A 5641-nucleotide genomic window follows, 5' to 3' on the forward strand; every position below is an offset into this window, starting at 1 on the left:
AAATCTCATTAAAAAAACTTTTCAAAAAAAGGGAGAAAAAAGGTTGTGATAAGACAAAAAAGGGTTGTATGTTTGCAGCCGCTAAAACGGGTAGTAGTTTTGGAGAGTTCTTACAGGTTATATATGGAGTATTAGAAAAGTGTTTAAAAAAAAACTTTTTTAAAAAAAGATATAAAAAGTATTGTAGGAGAAAAAAAAGGGTTTTATATTTGCACCCGCTTAGCGAGGAAACGAGTTAAGAAAAGATAAAAAGAAGTTCATTAACATATTGAATTGACAGCGTAAGATTAAGTTGGAAACGACGAAAATCAAACAAAGAGAATAAACCATTTTGAGTACTATTAAATTCCAATTAGTTGTTAATAATACAGTCGTAAGACTTAAAATTTAACGATGAAGAGTTTGATCCTGGCTCAGGATGAACGCTAGCGGCAGGCCTAACACATGCAAGTCGAGGGGTAACAGGGAGCTTGCTCCGCTGACGACCGGCGCACGGGTGCGTAACGCGTATACAATCTACCTTTTGCTACGGGATAGCCCAGAGAAATTTGGATTAATACCGCATAGTATATATGAATCGCATGGTTTATATATTAAAGGTTACGGCAGAAGATGAGTATGCGTTCTATTAGCTAGATGGTGTGGTAACGGCATACCATGGCAACGATAGATAGGGGCCCTGAGAGGGGGATCCCCCACACTGGTACTGAGACACGGACCAGACTCCTACGGGAGGCAGCAGTGAGGAATATTGGACAATGGGCGAGAGCCTGATCCAGCCATGCCGCGTGCAGGAAGACGGCCCTATGGGTTGTAAACTGCTTTTATACAGGAAGAAACACCTCTACGTGTAGAGGCTTGACGGTACTGTAAGAATAAGGATCGGCTAACTCCGTGCCAGCAGCCGCGGTAATACGGAGGATCCAAGCGTTATCCGGAATCATTGGGTTTAAAGGGTCCGTAGGTGGATAATTAAGTCAGGGGTGAAAGTCTGCAGCTCAACTGTAGAATTGCCCTTGATACTGGTTGTCTTGAGTCATTATGAAGTAGTTAGAATATGTAGTGTAGCGGTGAAATGCATAGATATTACATAGAATACCAATTGCGAAGGCAGATTACTAATAATGTACTGACACTGATGGACGAAAGCGTGGGGAGCGAACAGGATTAGATACCCTGGTAGTCCACGCCGTAAACGATGGATACTAGCTGTTCGGATTTATCTGAGTGGCTAAGCGAAAGTGATAAGTATCCCACCTGGGGAGTACGTTCGCAAGAATGAAACTCAAAGGAATTGACGGGGGCCCGCACAAGCGGTGGAGCATGTGGTTTAATTCGATGATACGCGAGGAACCTTACCAGGGCTTAAATGTAAGTTGCATGATTTAGAGATAGATCTTTCTTCGGACTACTTACAAGGTGCTGCATGGTTGTCGTCAGCTCGTGCCGTGAGGTGTCAGGTTAAGTCCTATAACGAGCGCAACCCCTGTTGTTAGTTGCCAGCGAGTCAAGTCGGGAACTCTAACAAGACTGCCAGTGCAAACTGTGAGGAAGGTGGGGATGACGTCAAATCATCACGGCCCTTACGTCCTGGGCTACACACGTGCTACAATGGTAGGGACAGAGAGCAGCCACTGGGTGACCAGGAGCGAATCTATAAACCCTATCACAGTTCGGATCGGAGTCTGCAACTCGACTCCGTGAAGCTGGAATCGCTAGTAATCGCATATCAGCCATGATGCGGTGAATACGTTCCCGGGCCTTGTACACACCGCCCGTCAAGCCATGGAAGCTGGGAGTGCCTGAAGTCCGTCACCGCAAGGAGCGGCCTAGGGTAAAATCGGTAACTAGGGCTAAGTCGTAACAAGGTAGCCGTACCGGAAGGTGCGGCTGGAACACCTCCTTTCTAGAGAAAGACGACTAAGAGGAAGTAAAAAAAAGTAAGAAAGAGATTGTTTATTCTCAAGCTGTTAATTTAAAATATACAAGTAGAGTCTCATAGCTCAGCTGGTTAGAGCGCTACACTGATAATGTAGAGGTCGGCAGTTCGAGTCTGCCTGAGACTACTAATTTCAATTGAAAGATTGAGAAACGTTCATTAAAAAAAGGAAATTTTAGAAGTTGAGTAAAGAAGGGTTGTTAAACTTTAATAACTCATAACTAATGACTCATAGCTAAAATATGGGGGATTAGCTCAGCTGGCTAGAGCGCCTGCCTTGCACGCAGGAGGTCAAGGGTTCGACTCCCTTATTCTCCACAATACGATGTCTTGAGATATATTATTTCAAGCATTGCGTAGAGAAAGATAGGCATAAATTGTCTGTCGTGACTCACGACACGTTCATTGACATATTGAAAAAAGATACATGAAAAGTATAATTAGATTTATCTGATTATATAAATAATAATTGGGATTAATTGTAATCACCACGAGCGATATACAATTAATTCATATTGTAGTTATCAATTTATTGGTAATTATAGTAAACTCATTAAAAAAGCAAAAAGTACAATAAGCTAAATAAGGGCGTATGGGGAATGCCTAGGCTCTCAGAGGCGAAGAAGGACGTGATAAGCTGCGAAAAGCTGCGGGGATTGGCACACACAAATTGATCCGCAGATATCCGAATGGGGCAACCCACTATATTGAAGATATAGTACGGCCGTAAGGCCGAGCAAACCCGGGGAACTGAAACATCTAAGTACCCGGAGGAGAAGAAAACAAAAGTGATTCCGTTAGTAGTGGCGAGCGAACGCGGATTAGCCCAAACCAGATTTGTTACGGCAAATTTGGGGTTGTAGGACCACGACATTGATTGCGTAATGAATTAGAATCCTTTGGAAAGAGGAACCATAGAGGGTGATAGTCCCGTACAAGTAAAGAACGTTAATTATAGTGGTATCCTGAGTAGTGCGGGACACGAGTAATCCTGTATGAATTTGGCGGGACCATCCGCTAAGGCTAAATACTCCTGAGAGACCGATAGTGAACTAGTACCGTGAGGGAAAGGTGAAAAGAACCCTGAATAAGGGAGTGAAATAGAACCTGAAACCATACGCTTACAAGCGGTCGGAGCCCTTCTGGGGTGACGGCGTGCCTTTTGCATAATGAGCCTACGAGTTAACGTTGCTGGCAAGGTTAAGTGATTAAGTCACGGATCCGTAGCGAAAGCGAGTCTGAATAGGGCGCTTTAGTCAGTAGTGTTAGACGCGAAACCGTGTGATCTACCCATGGGCAGGTTGAAGCTGTAGTAACATACAGTGGAGGACCGAACCGGTTGACGTTGAAAAGTCTTCGGATGACCTGTGGGTAGGGGTGAAAGGCCAATCAAACTCGGAAATAGCTCGTACTCCCCGAAATGCATTTAGGTGCAGCGTTGATTTATAGTTTTATAGAGGTAGAGCTACTGATTGGATGCGGGGGCTTCACCGCCTACCAATTCCTGACAAACTCCGAATGCTATAAAATGTTGATCAGCAGTGAGGGCATGGGTGCTAAGGTCCATGTCCGAGAGGGAAAGAACCCAGACCATCAGCTAAGGTCCCCAAATATATGTTAAGTTGAAATAACGCGGTTGAACTGCTTTGACAGCTAGGATGTTGGCTTGGAAGCAGCCATTCATTTAAAGAGTGCGTAACAGCTCACTAGTCGAGCGGTTCGGCATGGATAATAATCGGGCATAAACATATTACCGAAGCTATGGACTTATAGTAATATAAGTGGTAGGGGAGCATTGTAGTGTCGTCGAAGGTGTGATGTGAGTCATGCTGGAGAAGCTACAAAAGAAAATGTAGGCATAAGTAACGATAATGCGGGCGAGAAACCCGCACACCGAAAGACTAAGGTTTCCTCAGCTATGCTAATCAGCTGAGGGTTAGTCGGGACCTAACGCGAACCCGAAAGGGGTAGTGGATGGACAACAGGTTAATATTCCTGTACCTGCTCACGTTAAAAGTGACGGAGGCGTAAATTTGGTGCGTACTGACGGAATAGTACGTTGAAGCGAGTGGTAACACCGCGATAGTACACTGAGGCTTCGGCCAAGGTGATAATCCAGAGTAGCGACTTCCAAGAAAAGCGAGTGAAGCAGCCCGTACCCTAAACCGACACAGGTAGTTGGGATGAGAATTCTAAGGTGCTCGAGAGATTCATGGCTAAGGAATTAGGCAAAATAGACTCGTAACTTCGGGAGAAGAGTCGCCCCACTTCGGTGGGGCCGCAGTGAAAAGGTCCAGGCGACTGTTTATCAAAAACACAGGGCTATGCTAAATTGAAAGATGATGTATATGGCCTGACACCTGCCCGGTGCTGGAAGGTTAAGTGGAGGGCTTAGAGGTAACTCGAAGGTCTTAAATGAAGCCCCAGTAAACGGCGGCCGTAACTATAACGGTCCTAAGGTAGCGAAATTCCTTGTCGGGTAAGTTCCGACCTGCACGAATGGTGCAACGATCTGGACACTGTCTCAGCCATGAGCTCGGTGAAATTGTAGTATCGGTGAAGATGCCGATTACCCGCAGTGGGACGAAAAGACCCCGTGCACCTTTACTATAGCTTAGTATTGGTTTTGGATAAGTAATGTGTAGGATAGGTGGGAGACTTTGAAGCGGCATCGCTAGGTGTTGTGGAGTCATTGTTGAAATACCACCCTTTGCTTATCTAGAGTCTAACCCTTGCAAAAGGGGACAGTGCTTGGTGGGTAGTTTGACTGGGGTGGTCGCCTCCAAAAGAGTAACGGAGGCTTCTAAAGGTACCCTCAGCACGCTTGGTAACCGTGCGTAGAGTGCAATGGCATAAGGGTGCTTGACTGAGAGACCTACAAGTCGATCAGGTTGGAAACAAGAGCATAGTGATCCGGTGGTTCCGCATGGAAGGGCCATCGCTCAAAGGATAAAAGGTACGCCGGGGATAACAGGCTGATCTCCCCCAAGAGCTCATATCGACGGGGGGGTTTGGCACCTCGATGTCGGCTCGTCACATCCTGGGGCTGGAGAAGGTCCCAAGGGTTGGGCTGTTCGCCCATTAAAGTGGCACGCGAGCTGGGTTCAGAACGTCGTGAGACAGTTCGGTCTCTATCTACTGTGGGCGTTAGAAATTTGAGTGGATCTGACTCTAGTACGAGAGGACCGAGTTGGACGAACCTCTGGTGAATCTGTTGTCGCGCCAGCGGCACTGCAGAGTAGCTACGTTCGGAAAGGATAAGCGCTGAAAGCATATAAGCGCGAAACCTACCACAAGATGAGATTTCTTTAAAGGGTCGTGGAAGATTACCACGTTGATAGGCTATAGGTGTAAAGGCAGTAATGTCATAGCCGAGTAGTACTAATAACCCATAGGCTTATTGTACGCCTGTTTTTTTAAAAGAGTACAACAACAATTAAAGTTCATGTTATTTTTTTTCAATATGTTAAGATATTTGTTTCGATATAAATCGAAACGCTAGATGCTAAAGGTTAAAAGCCAATAGCAAATAGCTATAACTTAAGGTGGTTATAGCGACGGGGCTCACCTCTTACCATTCCGAACAGAGAAGTTAAGCCCGTTAGCGCCGATGGTACTGCATTTGTGGGAGAGTAGGTCGTTGCCTTTTTTGGAAACCCTTCATATTTATTTATGAAGGGTTTTTTGTTGTTATTTACTTTC

2 tRNA genes and 3 rRNA genes are annotated in these 5641 nt (G+C 45.3%); all 5 read left to right on the forward strand.

Going from position 1 to position 5641, the window contains the following annotated elements:
- Positions 1-390: 390 nt before the first annotated feature.
- The 5 genes from V8G56_RS16230 (at position 391) to rrf (ending at position 5588) form a co-directional block, all read left to right on the forward strand.
- Positions 391-1906 (forward strand): 16S ribosomal RNA (locus V8G56_RS16230).
- 86 nt (positions 1907-1992) lie between these two features.
- Positions 1993-2066: transfer RNA gene (locus V8G56_RS16235), tRNA-Ile, on the forward strand.
- A 117-nt stretch (positions 2067-2183) separates the two neighbouring features.
- Positions 2184-2257 (forward strand) — tRNA-Ala (locus V8G56_RS16240).
- Positions 2258-2510: 253 nt separating this feature from the next.
- Positions 2511-5344, forward strand: a 23S ribosomal RNA gene (locus V8G56_RS16245).
- Positions 5345-5480: 136 nt separating this feature from the next.
- Positions 5481-5588 (forward strand): 5S ribosomal RNA (gene rrf, locus V8G56_RS16250).
- The 16S, 23S and 5S rRNA genes sit together here with 2 tRNA genes alongside, the layout of an rRNA operon.
- Positions 5589-5641 lie beyond the last annotated feature (53 nt).

The organism is Gaetbulibacter aquiaggeris, from assembly GCF_044003965.1.
In the GTDB taxonomy this organism is placed as follows: Bacteria; Bacteroidota; Bacteroidia; order Flavobacteriales; family Flavobacteriaceae; genus Yeosuana; species Yeosuana aquiaggeris.